The following is a 14,499-nucleotide window of genomic DNA, read 5'->3' as shown; positions in this document are numbered from 1 at the left end:
ATTTCATGTGTTTTCAGGCCTGTTCCCCCAATGGCGCAGGCGCAGGCCATTGGCGACCACCAGCAGGCTCACGCCCATATCGGCCAGCACGGCCAGCCACATGCTGGCATTGCCGCTGACGGCCAGAATGAAGAAGGCCAGCTTGATGCCCAGGGCCAGGCTGATGTTCTGCCACAGCACGCTGTGAGCGCGCTGCGAGAGATCGACCACCTCGGGGATACGGCGCAGGTCGTCGTTCATGAGCACCACATCGGCAGTCTCCATGGCCATGTCGGTGGCATGCATGCCGCCCATGGCAAAGCCTATATCGGCCTGGGCCAGCGCCGGCGCGTCGTTGATGCCGTCGCCGGTCATGGCCGTTGGGCCGATGTCGCGCTGCAGCTCGCTCAGGGTCTTGAGCTTGTCCTCGGGCAGCATATTGCCGCGCGCATCGCTGATGCCCGCTTCTGCGGCCACCGTGCGCACGGTGGCGCTGTTGTCGCCGCTGAGCACAATGGGTTTGACGCCAAGCGATTGCAACTGGGCCACGGCCGCCTTGGCCTGCGGGCGCAGCGGGTCGGCCACGGCAAACAGCGCCTGCACGCCCTGCTCATTGGCCAGCAGGGTGACGGTGCGGCCCTGTTGCTCCTGCAGCATCAGCGCGGCCTGGAGCTCGGCACTGTCCCAGCCTTGCTCGCCCACCCAGCGCAGATTGGCCAGCGTCCAGCGTTCACCGTCGATCTGGGCCTGCACGCCGCGGCCGGGCAGGGCCTGCAATTGCTGAGCCGAGGCCTGAGCTTCGGCAAGCTCCTTGCCTGTCTGCTCCTCCAGCCCTTGGGCAATCGCGCGCGATACGGGGTGGTCAGAGCGCGATGCCAGAGCATAGGCGCGGGCTGCGGCTTCATCGCTGCTCGCAGCATTCCAGCCCTGCCAGTCCACCAGCTTGGGTGAGCCCGTGGTCAGCGTGCCGGTCTTGTCGAGTGCGATGGCCTTGAGCTGGCGGGCCGATTCCAGTGCGCTGCCTCCCTTGATGAGAATACCGCGCTTGGCAGCAGCCGTGAGCGCGCTGACCACGGTGACGGGGGTGGACAGCACCAGGGCGCAGGGGCAGGCGATGACCAGCAGGGCCAGAGCCTGGTAAGCGGCCTGATGCCAGCTCCAGTCCAGCAGCCAGGGCGCGAGCAGGCCCAGGGCAATCGCCAGCACCAGCACGATCGGGGTGTAGATCTCGGCAAAGCGGTCGACAAAGCGCTGGGTGGGAGCCTTGGAGGACTGCGCCTGCTCCACAGCATGGACGATGCGTGCAATCAGGCTGTCGCTGGCCGGCGCGGTTACACGCAAGTGCAACTCGCCGTCCTGGTTGATGGAGCCTGCATACAGTTCGTCGCCTGGGCCTTTGTGCGCCAGCGCGCTCTCGCCCGTGATGGGAGCCTGGTTGACCGAGCTTTCACCTTCGGTGACCAGACCGTCCAGCGGCACGCGAGCGCCGGGCGTCACGCGCAGCACGGCGCCCAGGGGCACCTCGTTGGCGGCCATGCGCACAGTGCTGCCGTCGGGCTGCAGAACATCGGCGGTCTCTGGCGCCAGTTGCAGCAGATTGCGGATGGCCAGGCGGGCCTTGTCCATGGCCTGGTCTTCGATGCGCTCGGCCGCAGCATAAAGGGCCATGACCATGGCGGCTTCGGGCCACTGGCCGATGATGAAGGCGCCGGTGACGGCCACCGCCATCAGTGCATGAATTCCGAGCTTGAAGCGCAGCAGATCCTTGAGGCCGGCCTTGTAGATCCCCAGACCCGACAACGCGATACCCAGCACGGCCAGTGCCATGCCCAGATATTGAAGCGTCGAGTTGGCGTCGTCGCCACCAAACCAGTGGCAGGCCTCTGCCGCCAGAGCTGCCGCCAGAGCGGCATAGATGCGCGGCCAGCCGGGCAGCACGCCATGGTCGTGAGCATGGTCATGACCGTCACCCTCATCGTGAGCCTGGCTCTTGGCTGGCTCGTTGATGGAAAACGGTGCACAGCATCCGGTTCCGCAGGCCGATGTGGCTGTGGCGGCAATAGGTTTCGACGTGGCTGGCACATGTTCATGCGGATGTGCATGATCGTGATCATGTGAATGACCATTGTGGCCGCCGCCATGGGCGTGGGTGGACAGGCTTTCTTGCTTCATGGCAGTATTGAAAACAATAAAGTCACTTCAAGGTCAAGCATGTCCCTCAATTCGCACGATATTCCGCGCTGGCGCATTGGCGAGGCGGCCAAGCGCTCCGGCATTGCCGCGGCCAATATCCGCTATTACGAGAAGGAGCAACTGCTCTCGCCCGGCGTGCGTGAGGACAACCAGTACCGGCTCTACACCGATGGCGATGTTCACAGGCTGCGCTTTATCCGGCTGTGCCGGGCCATGGATATGTCGCTTGACGAAGTGCGCACCCTGCTGGCGCTCGATGGTGCGCGCAAGGCAGATTGCGTGGCAGCCAACAAGACCCTGGACGCCCATCTGGGCCATGTGCGCGAGCGACTGGCCGAGCTGCAGGCTCTGGAGCATGAACTGATGCAACTGCGCAGCCAGTGCGACGGCTCGGACAGCTTTTGCCACATCATCGAAGCCTTGCATGCCCAGGCCGATGAGCCCTTGCCCGAAGGCTTGCAGGGCAGTGCTGCGGCAAAGCGCCATGTCTGACAGGCGGCAACCGTGGAGGCTGCGCCCGTACCCTGAAGTGGACGCTATCATTCCTGCATGAGCTGGAGTGAAACCACCATCAAGCTGCCGGGGCGGATCTGGGCCGCGCTGGGCGCGCAGGCCCTGGCGTGGTGGCGCAGCATTTATCTGACAGCCGTGCTGCTGGTGCTGGTCAGCTCGCCGTCGAGCTACCAGAAGCGCGGGCGGGCCATGCTGGCCCAGCAGATGTTTGCGCAGACCGCTCCCATACTCACAGGCTTTACCGCGCTGGCGGCCCTGCTGTGTGCGGTGATTGCGCGCATCGTCATTGTCACCGCACAAAGTTACGGCCTGTCGCGCTATGCACTGGATCTGGTGGTGCGGGTGATGGTGATCGAGCTGATACCGCTGACGGCCGCACTGTTTGTGGCCATGCGCTGCACCATTCCAGCCGGCGTGCAGGTGGTGCAGATGCGTATGCAGGGCCAGCTCGCGAAGTGGAAGACGCAAGGCATTGACCCCGTCCGTGCGGCGCTGGTGCCGCGTGCGGCGGCGGGCGTGTTTGCCGCCATCACACTGGCCGCACTCAGCTGCATCGTGGCCTTGGTCACCGTGTATCTGAGCGTCTACGGCTTCAGCCTGGCCGGGTTTGGTGCGTACACACGCATCTTTGGTCAGATCTTCACACCGTCGCTGACGCTGGTGTTCGTGCTCAAGACCTGGTTTTTCAGCCTCACGGTGGCCGTCATGCCGCTGGCCTCTGCCATGTACACGCCGGTTGCACGGCACCGGCAGGGCGGGGCGGAGCTGGGTGGCTTTGCACGCATGTTTGCCGTGTTGCTCCTGATCGAGGTGATCTCGCTCATGGGCAACTATTACTGAAAAGGATGGAGCCATGAGCGAAACGCGTATGGCCGAGGAGCAGCTGATTGACGAGGAGTTGCTCAGCCTCAAACCCGTCGCGCACCTGCGCGCCAAGGCAGCCGCGCTGCTGGCGCTGACCCTGGTCTTGATTCTGAGTGCTGCTGCTTATCTGCTCTATGCGCGCGGGGTGTTCGAGCCCACGCAGCGTCTGGTGCTGACGGCCGATGACTCCGAAGGCGTGGTCGTGGGCATGGACATGACCTTCTCGGGCTTTCCCATAGGCCGCGTGCGCAAGATAGAGCTGGCCAAGGACGGCTCGGTTCGCATTCTGGTCGATGTGACCGAGAAGGATGCCCACTGGCTGCGCCAGTCCAGCGTGTTCACGCTGGTCAAGGGCCTGGTGGGCGGTACCACCATCAAGGCCTATACCGGCATGCTGGACGATGCGCCGCTGCCGCCGGATTCCGTGCGACCCGTGCTCAGCGGCGACGCCACGGCAGAGCTGCCCCAGATCATCAATTCCGCCAAGGAGGTGCTGGCCAATGTGGCTGCACTGACCGCCACGGATTCGGCATTGGGCGGATCACTGGCCGAAGTGCGCAAGCTGGCCGAGCGCATGCAGGGCCAGGGCGGGGTTCTCGGAGCGGTGCTGGGCAGCGACGAGGAAGCGAAGAAGGTCGGCCAGATGCTGGAGCGCGCCAACTCCCTGCTCGGACGCATGGACCGCATGGTGGCGCGCGCCGACAGCCAGGTCTTCGATGCGAATGGCGTCATGCCCCAGGTCAAGGCCACCATGGAGCAGCTCAACGGCTTGTTGGCCGATACGCGCAAAAGCATGGCCAAGGTCGATGCCGTACTGGCCGATATGCAGGTGGTGGGCAGCAATGCCCGCGAGGCCTCGACCGACCTGGGTGCGCTGCGCGCCGAGGTCGAAAGCAATCTGCTGAGGCTGGAGTCCGTGCTCAACGATCTGCAGCGTAAATGGCCGTTTTCCCACAAGCCGGAGTTGAAGCTGCCATGACGCAAAAAATCAAGAAAAAACAGACTCTAGGCCAATGGGGTAGAGCGCTGGCTGCTATATCCGTCATAGCGATTTCGGCCTGTGGCAACCAAGCCCCGGCACCGGATTGGGCCTTGAGTGCCGAAGCTGCGGCGCAAAAAGCTACTCAGGCCTATTTGCAGGGGCATCAGCGCGTGGAGGCGCTGCAGTGGCAGAAGGCGCGTGATGCCGTGGCCAGCACCGGCCAGCCCGCGCAGGCCGCCAAGCTGGAGCTGATGCGCTGCGCGGCGCAGGTGGCCAGCCTGGACTGGAACAGTTGCCCGGCCTATGAGGCGCTGGCGCAGGATGCGGGCAAGCCAGAGCAAGCCTATGCCCGCTATCTGCAGGCGAGTCCGCAAGCCGGTGATATAGAGCTTTTGCCCGAGGCGCAGCGCGGCGTGGCGCGGCAGTTGCTCGGCGGTGGAACAGGTGTAGCCGCTACGGCTGAGATCAAGGATCCGCTATCGAGACTGGTGGCTGCGGGTGTGCTGCTGCGTGGCGGCGCTGCGGTGCCTGACCTACTGCGGCAAGGCGTCGATACTGCTTCGGAGCAAGGCTGGCGCAGGCCTTTGATGGCCTGGCTTCTGCTGCAACTCAAGGCAGCGCAGCAGGGCGGCGATGTGGAAAAGCAGGCGCAGCTGCAGCGTCGGCTGAAGCTTCTGGAGACATCCGCACCCAAGTGAATAGGCCGGCCACCGGATTGAAAATGAAAAAGCGAGGCCTGAGCCTCGCTTTTGAGTGGATGGCGAGCCAGAGGCTCGCTCAAACCCGGTGCTTAGAAGCGGTGACGGATACCGGCGATCAGGCTGGTGCCGGTCTTGGGATTGGCATCGGTCACGCGGTCATACATCAGAGCGGTGTAGACATCGGTGCGCTTGGACAGGAAGTGGTCGTAGCCCAGGGTCGCTGTGGTGCGGGTGGCGTCGGTGGCCGCTTCGTACTTGGTGCGGGCCACGGCGGCCTTGACAGTACCGGGGGTACCGGAGACAGGAATGTCCAGACCCAGCGAGTAGGTCTTGCTCTTGCTATCCAGATCCTTGACCTTGGCCTGGCCGTAGGTGGCGTAGAGCTTCACGACGTTGAAGTTGTAGCTGCCGCCGACCATCCAGTCGCTCTTGGTGGGCATGACTGTGCCGCTGCCGGGGTTGGTGATCTGGTCACGCTCGTAGAAGGCCGTCAGGCTCAGAGGACCGTTGAAGTACAGGGCGTTCACGCCGACGTTCTTCTTGCTCTTGTTGCCAGGAGTCGTTTGCTCGCCGAACTGGTAGTAGACATTGGCAGTCAGACCGCCGAAGCTAGGTGTCGTGTAGACCAGCATATTGCTCCAGCCGGTGTCGGCGGGCGTTGTCAGGCGGTTGCCGCCCCAGGCTGCGGTGGGCGTGTTCGCATGCAGCACCAGAGGCGAGATGGTGAACGAATCGCCGAAGGGGTTGGTCAGAATGGTGGGCAGGAAGTTGGGCGCCTTGTCGCGGCCCAGGCCGATGCGGCCGAAATTGCCGTTCAGGCCGATGTTGGCATCGCGCGAGAAAAAGGTATCGCCGGGGAAGCGGCCGGGTTCACCCGTGTCCATGCGCATGAAGGCGGTGAGGTTGAAATCGACCTTCAGGCCGCCGCCCAGGTCTTCCGTGCCCTTCAGGCCCCACCAGGAAGTGGTCATGCCGCCGGAGCCGACAACGCCCTTGCGATCCTGGCCGGCCATTTTGACCGAGCCGGCATACATATCGGCCAGTCCGGTCAGTTGCACATTGCTCTGGGCAAAAGCGGCGCCGGAGCAGGCCAGGGCTGCAGCCATGGCGATAAAAGCAGTCTTCATGAGTGTCCTCTCGAGTTAGATATTGGATTTACGTTTTGAAATATAGCGGGGGTTTGTATACAGCTTGCTCTGCAGTTCCGCGGATGCCGATGAAATCATCTTTTCAGCGATATGACAGTGGTTTTTTTACCTCAAGGACTCAGGGAAATCTCTTGTGTGCACCGTGTTGGTGCTATCGATATTGCCGTGCAAAGCGGCTGGGTGAAGCCAGCTGAGCGAGAGTGAGTACTGAGGGTTTCGTGATCAAGGAATAACAGTCATTCCTGGTGGACCAGGTTTGATCAGGAGGTTCGGGGATGACAGCGTCAGCGGATGGAACAGGAGTGACTCGGCGATGGATGCCTGCCTGGAATCGCTGAAGCGCCCACTCTTGTCGTTCCCTTGGGTAGTCTTGGTCAGGCCCTGCGCAGGGCTCGCGATTGGCCGGAGTGTGCTGTGCGTGCTGAGCGCTTATGCGGCCGGGTGTGCGTTGATATCAGGCCTGCAGCTTTCAGCACCAGTTCGATACTTTTTTGAAAAAAGTGCGCGTTTTCCCCGGGGAGGGTGTTTTTCCTCCCTATAATTCATCCCATCGACACGGAATGTAGCGCAGCCTGGTAGCGCACTTGCATGGGGTGCAAGGGGTCGCGAGTTCGAATCCCGCCATTCCGACCAAATTGAAAAGGCCTGTGATGAAAATCACAGGCCTTTTTCAATGCCGCTGCGAGGTTTGCTATGAAACCTGCAGCGTCAGATGACCGTCGTGGCTAATAACCGAGCAACTGCTTGAGTTGCAGCCTTCCCAAAAGATGGTCGAAAATCGGTTACAATAGCGTCATCGACACGGAATGTAGCGCAGCCTGGTAGCGCACTTGCATGGGGTGCAAGGGGTCGCGAGTTCGAATCCCGCCATTCCGACCAATCTAAAAGGGCTCCTAACTGTAAAGTTAGGAGCCCTTTTTCTATCCAGGTCGCATGATGTCGTACGCCTCTTCAGGGCGATGGCTCGAAGAGAGATAGAAGTGGTGTCTCAACTTCTGCTGTTGCACTCCTAGCCCTTGCGGGAGCGAAAAAGCAGCCACAGCAGATACACCCCACCCAGCAAGCCCGTCACCAGTCCAATAGGCAGATGCAGGTGCACCGGCGCCCACTGGCTGAGCAGGTCGGCCGCCAGCAGCAGCACGGCCCCCATGGCTGAGGCCGTGAAAAGAGGCACGTCGGGCGACCGGCCCAGGCGCCTGGCCACCTGGGGCGCTGCCAGCGCGATGAACGCGATGGGCCCGGCCGCTGCCGTGGCAATGGCCGTCAGGGCAACGGCGCACATCACCATGATCAGTCGGGTACGCGGCACGTTGATGCCGAGCTGGGTGGCTGCGTCATCGCCCAGTTCCAGAAGGTTGATGCGGCGGGCACACAGCAGCACGACCGGCACGATGGCGACGAAGCTGAACGCGGCTGGCACGACATGCGCCCAGGTCCGCGCACTGAGCGAGCCGGCCAGCCAGCGCTGTGCGGAAACGGCCCGGTCCAGATCGCCCATGACCAGCAGGATGGTGTTCAGGCCTGAGAGCGTGGCCCCCACGCCTATGCCCACCAGCACCAGCCTGTAGCCCCCTGCCACGCGCCGGCCGCTGGACAGCGCGAGCACGACCGCCGCCGTGGCCATGCCCGACAGCACGGCGGCCAGCGATGTCCATAGTGGTCCGGCATCGCCCAGTACGATCAGCGCAATCGCCCCGCTGGCCGCGCCCGTGGTGAAGCCGATCACGTCCGGCGAGCCCAGCGCATTGCGGGAGACGGACTGGAAGATGGCACCGGCCATGCCCAGCGCCGCACCCACGAAGACCGCCGTGAGCACGCGCGGCAGCCGCACGCGCAGAACCACGCGCTCGGCGGCGGGGCTGGCGCCCGTGTTCAGCAGACTGTCCAGCACCTCGGCCGGGCTCAGCGACAGGGTTCCCGTGCCCAGCAGCAACACACCCAGCATCAGGGTTAGAACGACCAGTGCTATGCCCGCGGCCAGCGGCCTTGGCCGCCAGCGGAACGAATATGGGCCCCAGCGCAGTACCGAGGTCTTCACGGACGCCTTCATAGCCTGCTTAACCGGTATCTGCACGCCACCCAGACAAAGAACGGCCCGCCGATCAGGCAGGCGACGATGCCCGCCGCCACTTCCGCGGGCGTTGCGATGACGCGGCCGAGCACGTCGGCGCCCAGCAGCAGCACTGCAGCGTAGAGCGCGGACAGCGGCAGGATCCAGCGGTAGTCGGGCCCGGACGAGAGGCGCGCAATATGCGGGGCCACAAGGCCGACAAACGCGATGGGGCCTACGGCAGCCGTGGCTGCGCCGGCCAGCAGCATGACCGCAACGCAGGCTAGTTGAGCGGTGGCACGGACATTGACGCCCAGCGCTAGGCCCAGGTCATGGCCCAGCGCCATGGCGTTGAGCTGGCCGACAATGGCCCAGGCCGCCGCCAGCCCCGCCGCTACGGCTGTCGCCAGCACGGCGGCGTTGGCGTTGCCGCTGCCCTCCAGTGAACCGGCTGCCCAGTGTCGGAAGCCGTCAAAGACTTCCGGAGGCGCATTGAGCAGGATGATGCCGGCGCTGGAAGTGAGCATGACGGACAGGCCGGCTCCGGCCAGCACCAGGCGCACCGGGTGCGTGCCCGCCCCCCGAGACTGGCCGAACGCGAAGACGGCCGCGCCGGCCAGCCCCGCGCCGGCAAAGGCGCACCAGACATACTGGGCCACGGTTGTCAGGTCGAAGGCCGTCATGCCGATCAGCACCGCCAGAGCTGCGCCGGCATTGACACCCAACAGGCCCGGCTCGGCCAGAGGATTGCGGGTCACGGCCTGCATGAGCGCGCCAGCAACGCCCAGGGCCATGCCGGCCAGGATGGCCACCACGGTACGAGGCATGCGCAGCAGGTTGACCACCAGATGTCGGTCATCGCCCAGGTCCGGTGCGCGCAGTGCCCCGAGGATGTCGGCCAGCGCAATGTCGCGCGAGCCCACGGTGATGCTCAGCATGGCGATGAGGCCTAAGGCCAGCATGCCGGTCGTCAAGCCCAGGCTGCGACTGCGGCGCCGGCGTGAGCCTTGAGCGGGCCGCGCCATCGCGCGTTCAGGCAATTCATGCATGGCTCAGTGGAAATGGCTGGCCACGGCATCGACCATCTGTTGCCCGGAGTAGTAGTCGATGCGAAACGATGTCGGCCCCAGCGCATAGACGCGCCGGCCGGCGACGGCTGGAAGGTTGGCCAGCAGCGGGTCGGCCAGGAAGGTCTGGACATCGCTTTGCGAGGCGCCCAGCAGAAAGACGGCATCCCCGGTGATGGCGGCCGACAGGTTTTCGCGGGAAATGAATTCGAAGTCCGAGGAGCGCGTCACCTGCGCGGCCAGCGTGGGCGGCAGACCTTCCACCTTGAAGCCCAGCGCGGCCAGCAGCCGCGCATGCGGGCTGGCAGGACGGCCGATGGAGTAGCTGCCGGCCAGGTTGTAGGCGACGATGCTGACCGGCTTGGCGGGTGGCGTGATGGATGCGGCGGCCTGGGCGACGTGGGCATCGAAGCGGGCAATCGCCGCCGCTGCCTCCTTCGTGCGACCGGTGATGCTGCCCAACTGCGTGGCGATGTCCTGCCAGGACTGGCTGGAGTAGTCGACCATGACCATGGGAACGCCCTGGGCCTGCAGCTCGGAACGGTGCTGGGCCACGCTGTCGGCGCCGGTGGCAGAGGCCACCAGCAGATCAGGGTTGGCGCCCAGGACGGCCTCAATGTCGAACTGCAGGTTGCGGTAGAGCACCTGCACGTCACGTTTGTCGGCAACATGGGCCCATTGCGAGAAAAAGCCCTTGTCGTCGGTCAACCGGCTGGGCGTGGTGGCTGCGGTTGCCGCCACGGGGGCATCGATGGCCAACAGGATGCCCGTCACGCTGGGTGAGGTGGACACGATGCGCTGCGGTAGCGAGGTCTGCTGCGTGGCGCCCGCCTCGGGGGCGGTGTTGCGCTGCATGAGCGCGATACCGGCCAGCACGGACAGTGCCGCAGTTGCGCCCAGGGCGGTAAGTTTTAGTCTGTTCATATCGATCTGACCGTGACAGGGCCGAGTGCATCCAGGTTCTTCAGGGTATTCCTCATTGTAGAATGCATTCCAAATTTGTAATGCCTAAGAACCTATTGCTTGTGGGGCATGACCGGCCATGACACATCGACTGAGTGCTGATGCAGTGACGCTGCGCTACGGCGAGCGCACCATTTCGCAGGGCCTGTCCCTTGCTGTTCCAGATGGTTCCTTTGCCGTCATCGTGGGGCCGAACGCCTGCGGCAAGTCCACCCTGCTGCGCGCGCTGTCGCGCCTTCTGGCACCGGCCATAGGGAGGGTCATCCTGGATGGCAGGCATATCGCGCAATGGCCTGCCAAGGAGGTCGCGCGGCGCCTGGGATTGCTGCCGCAAAGCGCGATCGCGCCCGAGGGCATCACGGTGGCAGACCTGGTGGCGCGTGGGCGCTACCCCCATCAGTCTTTCCTGAAGCAGTGGACGGATGCCGACGAGCAGGCTGTGGCCGAGGCCATGCAGGCCACTGATGTGATGGCCCTTTCGGATCGGCTTCTGGACGAGTTGTCAGGCGGGCAGCGCCAACGTGTGTGGATTGCGATGGTGCTGGCGCAGCAGACGCCCATCCTGTTGCTGGATGAGCCCACGACGTTTCTGGACATTGCACACCAGATCGAGTTGCTGGAGTTGCTGGCGGACCTCAACCGGGCCGGCCGCACCGTGATTGCGGTGCTGCACGATCTCAACCAGGCCTGCCGCTACGCCTCACACCTGATCGCCATGCGTGACGGGCGCATCGCCGCACAGGGCAAGCCCGGGGCGATCTTTACCGAGCAATTGGTTGAGGAGGTGTTCGGCCTGTCATCGGTGATCATTCCTGACCCTGTGACCGGGACTCCCCTGGTGGTGCCAAGGGGGCGCAAGGCGGTGCATGCCATGCAAGGCTGAAGCGCCTGGGTATCTTCTTGCGCGTTGTTTCTAGGGAGAGTCTGAGCCAAAGGCTCGTCCGCCTGTAGCCTGGTTGATCAGGCTGGCTTCGCGCAGCAGCGCATGTCTGTCGTCGGGCGACTTGAGCTGGCCCAGGTCAGAGACAGTGGTGACCGCGCAGGCGATCTCATGCTGTGCGTCGAACACCGGGGCTGCCTGGCCCGTGACGTTGGACAGAAGGTGGCTGGTCAATTCGGACCAGCAGCGCTCGCGCACTTCATCGAGCACGGCCTTGGTCGGTGGCTTGCCGCGGAAATGGGCGGGTTGCTGGCGGCGCGCGGCGTCGATGGTGGCCTTGGGCAGGAAGGCCTGGAACACCAGACCGCAGGCGGTGTTGTCTATGGGAAGGATGTCGCCAAGCGCCAGCGGATTGATAGAGAAGTAGGCGCTTCGATACCAGCGCACCAGGGTCGGCCCGCGGTCGGTCCAGATGGCCACGCCGCCGCTGAGCGCGTGCTGGTGTGTCAGCGACTTCATATGCTGCGCCGCAATTTCCACCGCATCCACGCGCTTGAGCGCGCCAATGCCGATGCTCAGTGCCGCGCTGCCCAGGTCGTAGAGGCCGCTGGCCGGGTCCTGTCTTGCCAGACCTTCCTTGACCAGGCTTTGCAGGTAGCGGTGGGCCGTGGAGCCCCCCGTTCCAGTGCGCCTTGCCACCTCGCCAAGCGCCAGCTCGCTTTCGGCATTGGCCAGGACCATGAGGAAGCGGGCGGCGATCGAGACCGACTGGATGGTGCCGGAGCGCTTCTCCCCGGCGGTTGTCTGAGGTGTTGTTGTTTTCAAAGGCTCGGCTTCCTTGCCTGTACTTGGAGCATCGCAGGTGGGCGCCCGGGCGCCGCTGGTCTCGATGATACCGGCTCCTTTCGGGTGGAAGGCCCCCCCGGTTCGCATACATCTTTTCAGTGTTGTTCTTTTTTCCGCAGGTAGGAATGAATTCCTAATGGTGGAATTTATATGCATCATGCTGTAACATAAAAACAAGAATCATTCTCATTAAAGGAAGATGCCGTGAAACTGTGTTTGCATCGCAGGCTCCCCTCCCAGGCGGGCGCTGTCGTACTCTCAACCTTGATGGCGCCGGCCGGCGTCTTTGCACAGGGTGTGCCGGGCTCCGAAGGCGAGGGGGAAACCGCCACGCTTGATGTGGTCGTGGTCAGCGGTGAAAAGGTCAGACGCGAACTCAAGGACACGGCATCCTCCGTGTCGGTCAAATCTGGCAAGGACATCGAGAAGGAGGAGAGCGGCAATGCCTCGGTTCACGAGGTGCTGCATGACGTGCCCAACGTGATCTACACCGACACGGTGGGTGCGCCCATCATCCGCGGACAGGACACGCAGGGCCCCAACAACGGGCAGAACGTCTTCTGGGGCGGCACGGTACCGCGCGCCACCATCAACCTCGATGGCCATTACCTCAACTACAACGAGATGTTCTTCGGTGCCACCTCGGTCTGGGATGTGGAGAGCATCGAGGTGTTCCGTGGCCCGCAGACCACCTCGCAGGGCGCGAATGCGATTGCCGGCGCCATCATCGTCAACACCAAGGATCCGAGCTTCAAGCCCGAGGCGGCCTACCAGCTGGAGGCCGGCAACTACAACTCGCACCGCGCCTCCATCGCCGTCTCCGGCCCCGTGGGCGAGGAGCTGGCCGCGCGGCTGGCCGTGGACTACTCGGGGCGCGACACCTTCATCGACTACAACAATCCGCGGTTCCAGCAGGGCCAGGCCAACCAGGATTTCCGTGCGCTCAACGCGCGCCTGAAACTCCTGTGGCTGCCAAACAGCATTCCCGGCCTGGAGGCCAAATTCACCTACTCGCACAACGACAGCAACCGCCCGACCCAGGAGGCCGCTTCAGCTCCGTTCGGCGCGCTCAAGCACTGGACGACGACCATGCCCAGCTGGAAGCAAAAAACCGATACCGGCATTCTCGATCTGAGCTACGAACTGGGCAACGGCATGCGGCTGGTCAACCAGGCCCAGTATTCGCGCTCGTCCGTGCAGCGCTACACCGGCATTTCCGGCGAGGGTGATGCCGATATCCGCCAGAATAATTTCTCCAACGAATTCCGCGCCCTCGTGGGCAACGAGAAAGATCGCCTGAGCGGCTTTGGCGGCATCTATTACGCCCGTACCAGCACCGACGAAAGCCTGCTGCTGCGCGGCCTGTCCGCCTTCGACGACACGAAGAAGAACCTGGGCCTCTTCGGCGAGCTGAACTGGCGCCTGGCCGACCGCTGGACCCTGAGCAGCGGGCTGCGCTACCAGCGCGACGAGGTGGTGCGCAACGGCACATCGGTGCTGGCGCCCAGCGCGCTGGGCTACACGCAGACGTTCTCGGCCCTGCTGCCCAAGGTGTCGCTGGCCTATGCCGCCACTCCGCGCTGGACGGTGGGCACGCTGGTCAGCCGGGGCTACAACCCGGGCGGTGTGTCGCTGAACCTCACCAGCCGGCAATGGGCCTATTTCAAGAAGGAATCGGTCTGGAACTACGAGCTCTTCAGCCGGGCGAGCCTGCTGAACGACAGGCTGATGCTCAACACCAACCTGTTCTACATGGACATGCGGGACGCGCAGTACAACATCCCGGTGGTGATCTCGCCGGGCGTGGCTCAGTCCTACACCATCAACGCCGAGAAGGCCCATGCCTATGGCTTTGAACTGGGCGCCGACTACCGCGCGCTGGACAATCTGAGGATCAAGGCCGGCGCCGGCGTGCTGCGCACGAGGATCGAGGAGATGAGCAGCAACCCCGGCTACGAGCACAACCGCTTCGCCCGCTCGCCCGGCTACACCGTCAGCGTCGGTGTGAGCTGGGATGCCACTCCCCGGTTCAATGTCTCGGCTCAGGTGCGCCACCTGGACGGCTACTACTCCGATACAGCCAACACCCGTGCCTATGTGGTTGGCTCCAACACCATCACCGACCTGCGCATGAGCTACGCGTACAACGCGCACGTGCAACTGTACGGCTACATCAAGAACGTCTTCGACAGGCGGGCACCCACTTACCTGCAGCAAAACCGCGGCATCGGCGGCATCGAGGCCAGTATGACGGCGCCACGCATGATCGGCGTGGGCGTGCGCGGAACGTTCTAAGAGGGAAAGGATGCAAGC

12 protein-coding genes and 2 tRNA genes are annotated in these 14,499 nt (G+C 63.9%); 8 read left to right on the top strand and 6 right to left on the bottom strand.

The features are described 5' to 3' along the window. Nucleotides 1-3: 3 nt before the first annotated feature. On the bottom strand, nucleotides 4-2,151 hold the full coding sequence (locus AAIL66_RS11045) for a cation-translocating P-type ATPase (protein WP_343496746.1): 2,148 nt from the start codon (nucleotides 2,149-2,151) through the stop codon (nucleotides 4-6). Between the two features lie 39 nt (nucleotides 2,152-2,190). Here AAIL66_RS11045 and AAIL66_RS11040 point away from each other — a divergent pair, with 39 nt between their 5' ends. Genes AAIL66_RS11040 through AAIL66_RS11025 form a run of 4 tightly spaced genes read left to right on the top strand, consistent with a single transcriptional unit; the run spans nucleotide 2,191 to nucleotide 5,229 of the window. Beyond that, nucleotides 2,191-2,664, top strand: coding sequence for a Cd(II)/Pb(II)-responsive transcriptional regulator (locus AAIL66_RS11040; protein ID WP_034395549.1), 474 nt, complete (start codon nucleotides 2,191-2,193; stop codon nucleotides 2,662-2,664). A 57-nt stretch (nucleotides 2,665-2,721) separates the two neighbouring features. After that, entirely contained in the window at nucleotides 2,722-3,525 is an 804-nt protein-coding gene (locus tag AAIL66_RS11035; protein WP_003077169.1) for an ABC transporter permease, read from the top strand. Between the two features lie 13 nt (nucleotides 3,526-3,538). Beyond that, entirely contained in the window at nucleotides 3,539-4,528 is a 990-nt protein-coding gene (locus AAIL66_RS11030) for an MlaD family protein (protein ID WP_034359242.1), read from the top strand. Then, a complete protein-coding gene (locus tag AAIL66_RS11025) occupies nucleotides 4,525-5,229 on the top strand; it encodes a hypothetical protein (RefSeq protein ID WP_034406219.1) in 705 nt (234 codons plus the stop codon). Before AAIL66_RS11030 ends, AAIL66_RS11025 begins: the two co-directional genes overlap by 4 nt. 92 nt (nucleotides 5,230-5,321) lie before the next feature. Here the strand turns inward: AAIL66_RS11025 and AAIL66_RS11020 are convergent, their stop codons facing one another. Continuing rightward, a complete protein-coding gene (locus AAIL66_RS11020; RefSeq protein ID WP_003063368.1) occupies nucleotides 5,322-6,359 on the bottom strand; it encodes a porin in 1,038 nt (345 codons plus the stop codon). Between the two features lie 577 nt (nucleotides 6,360-6,936). On the opposite strand from AAIL66_RS11020, the gene AAIL66_RS11015 reads away from it, so the two are divergent. Both AAIL66_RS11015 and AAIL66_RS11010 read left to right on the top strand, forming a co-directional pair. Further along, a tRNA-Pro gene (locus tag AAIL66_RS11015) sits at nucleotides 6,937-7,013 on the top strand. Between the two features lie 169 nt (nucleotides 7,014-7,182). Beyond that, nucleotides 7,183-7,259 (top strand) — tRNA-Pro (locus AAIL66_RS11010). A gap of 130 nt (nucleotides 7,260-7,389) precedes the next feature. Here the strand turns inward: AAIL66_RS11010 and AAIL66_RS11005 are convergent. Genes AAIL66_RS11005 through fepB form a run of 3 tightly spaced genes read right to left on the bottom strand, consistent with a single transcriptional unit; the run spans nucleotide 7,390 to nucleotide 10,421 of the window. After that, on the bottom strand, nucleotides 7,390-8,430 hold the full coding sequence (locus tag AAIL66_RS11005) for an iron chelate uptake ABC transporter family permease subunit (RefSeq protein WP_343496745.1): 1,041 nt from the start codon (nucleotides 8,428-8,430) through the stop codon (nucleotides 7,390-7,392). After that, nucleotides 8,427-9,455: an iron ABC transporter permease gene (locus AAIL66_RS11000; protein ID WP_343496766.1), complete on the bottom strand. Its 1,029-nt coding sequence runs from the start codon at nucleotides 9,453-9,455 to the stop codon at nucleotides 8,427-8,429. Before AAIL66_RS11000 ends, AAIL66_RS11005 begins: the two co-directional genes overlap by 4 nt. Before the next feature lie 27 nt (nucleotides 9,456-9,482). Continuing rightward, on the bottom strand, nucleotides 9,483-10,421 hold the full coding sequence (fepB, locus tag AAIL66_RS10995; RefSeq protein WP_343496744.1) for a Fe2+-enterobactin ABC transporter substrate-binding protein: 939 nt from the start codon (nucleotides 10,419-10,421) through the stop codon (nucleotides 9,483-9,485). 118 nt (nucleotides 10,422-10,539) lie between these two features. Here fepB and AAIL66_RS10990 point away from each other — a divergent pair, with 118 nt between their 5' ends. Continuing rightward, nucleotides 10,540-11,343, top strand: coding sequence for an ABC transporter ATP-binding protein (locus tag AAIL66_RS10990; protein ID WP_343496743.1), 804 nt, complete (start codon nucleotides 10,540-10,542; stop codon nucleotides 11,341-11,343). A 30-nt stretch (nucleotides 11,344-11,373) separates the two neighbouring features. Here the strand turns inward: AAIL66_RS10990 and AAIL66_RS10985 are convergent, their stop codons facing one another. Then, entirely contained in the window at nucleotides 11,374-12,165 is a 792-nt protein-coding gene (locus AAIL66_RS10985) for an IclR family transcriptional regulator (RefSeq protein ID WP_034406229.1), read from the bottom strand. A gap of 225 nt (nucleotides 12,166-12,390) precedes the next feature. Between AAIL66_RS10985 and AAIL66_RS10980 the strand changes: the two genes are divergently transcribed. Then, complete coding sequence (locus AAIL66_RS10980; protein WP_343496742.1) at nucleotides 12,391-14,481, top strand: TonB-dependent receptor; 2,091 nt, start codon at nucleotides 12,391-12,393, stop codon at nucleotides 14,479-14,481. Nucleotides 14,482-14,499 lie beyond the last annotated feature (18 nt).

It is taken from the genome of Comamonas sp. F1-6 (assembly GCF_039581415.1).
GTDB lineage: Bacteria > Pseudomonadota > Gammaproteobacteria > Burkholderiales > Burkholderiaceae_C > Comamonas > Comamonas thiooxydans.
The sequence above is the reverse complement of the archived record's forward strand: the minus strand, read 5'-3'. Positions and strand labels throughout refer to the sequence as shown.

What these genes read in the sequence shown, in the direction of transcription:
- AAIL66_RS11045 (WP_343496746.1), bottom strand. Translation starts at nt 2,151, where the DNA reads ATGAAGCAAGAAAGCCTGTCCACCCACGCCCATGGCGGCGGCCACAAT.
- AAIL66_RS11040 (WP_034395549.1), top strand. Translation starts at nt 2,191, where the DNA reads ATGTCCCTCAATTCGCACGATATTCCGCGCTGGCGCATTGGCGAGGCG.
- AAIL66_RS11035 (WP_003077169.1), top strand. Translation starts at nt 2,722, where the DNA reads ATGAGCTGGAGTGAAACCACCATCAAGCTGCCGGGGCGGATCTGGGCC.
- AAIL66_RS11030 (WP_034359242.1), top strand. Translation starts at nt 3,539, where the DNA reads ATGAGCGAAACGCGTATGGCCGAGGAGCAGCTGATTGACGAGGAGTTG.
- AAIL66_RS11025 (WP_034406219.1), top strand. Translation starts at nt 4,525, where the DNA reads ATGACGCAAAAAATCAAGAAAAAACAGACTCTAGGCCAATGGGGTAGA.
- AAIL66_RS11020 (WP_003063368.1), bottom strand. Translation starts at nt 6,359, where the DNA reads ATGAAGACTGCTTTTATCGCCATGGCTGCAGCCCTGGCCTGCTCCGGC.
- AAIL66_RS11005 (WP_343496745.1), bottom strand. Translation starts at nt 8,430, where the DNA reads ATGAAGGCGTCCGTGAAGACCTCGGTACTGCGCTGGGGCCCATATTCG.
- AAIL66_RS11000 (WP_343496766.1), bottom strand. Translation starts at nt 9,455, where the DNA reads ATGGCGCGGCCCGCTCAAGGCTCACGCCGGCGCCGCAGTCGCAGCCTG.
- fepB (WP_343496744.1), bottom strand. Translation starts at nt 10,421, where the DNA reads ATGAACAGACTAAAACTTACCGCCCTGGGCGCAACTGCGGCACTGTCC.
- AAIL66_RS10990 (WP_343496743.1), top strand. Translation starts at nt 10,540, where the DNA reads ATGACACATCGACTGAGTGCTGATGCAGTGACGCTGCGCTACGGCGAG.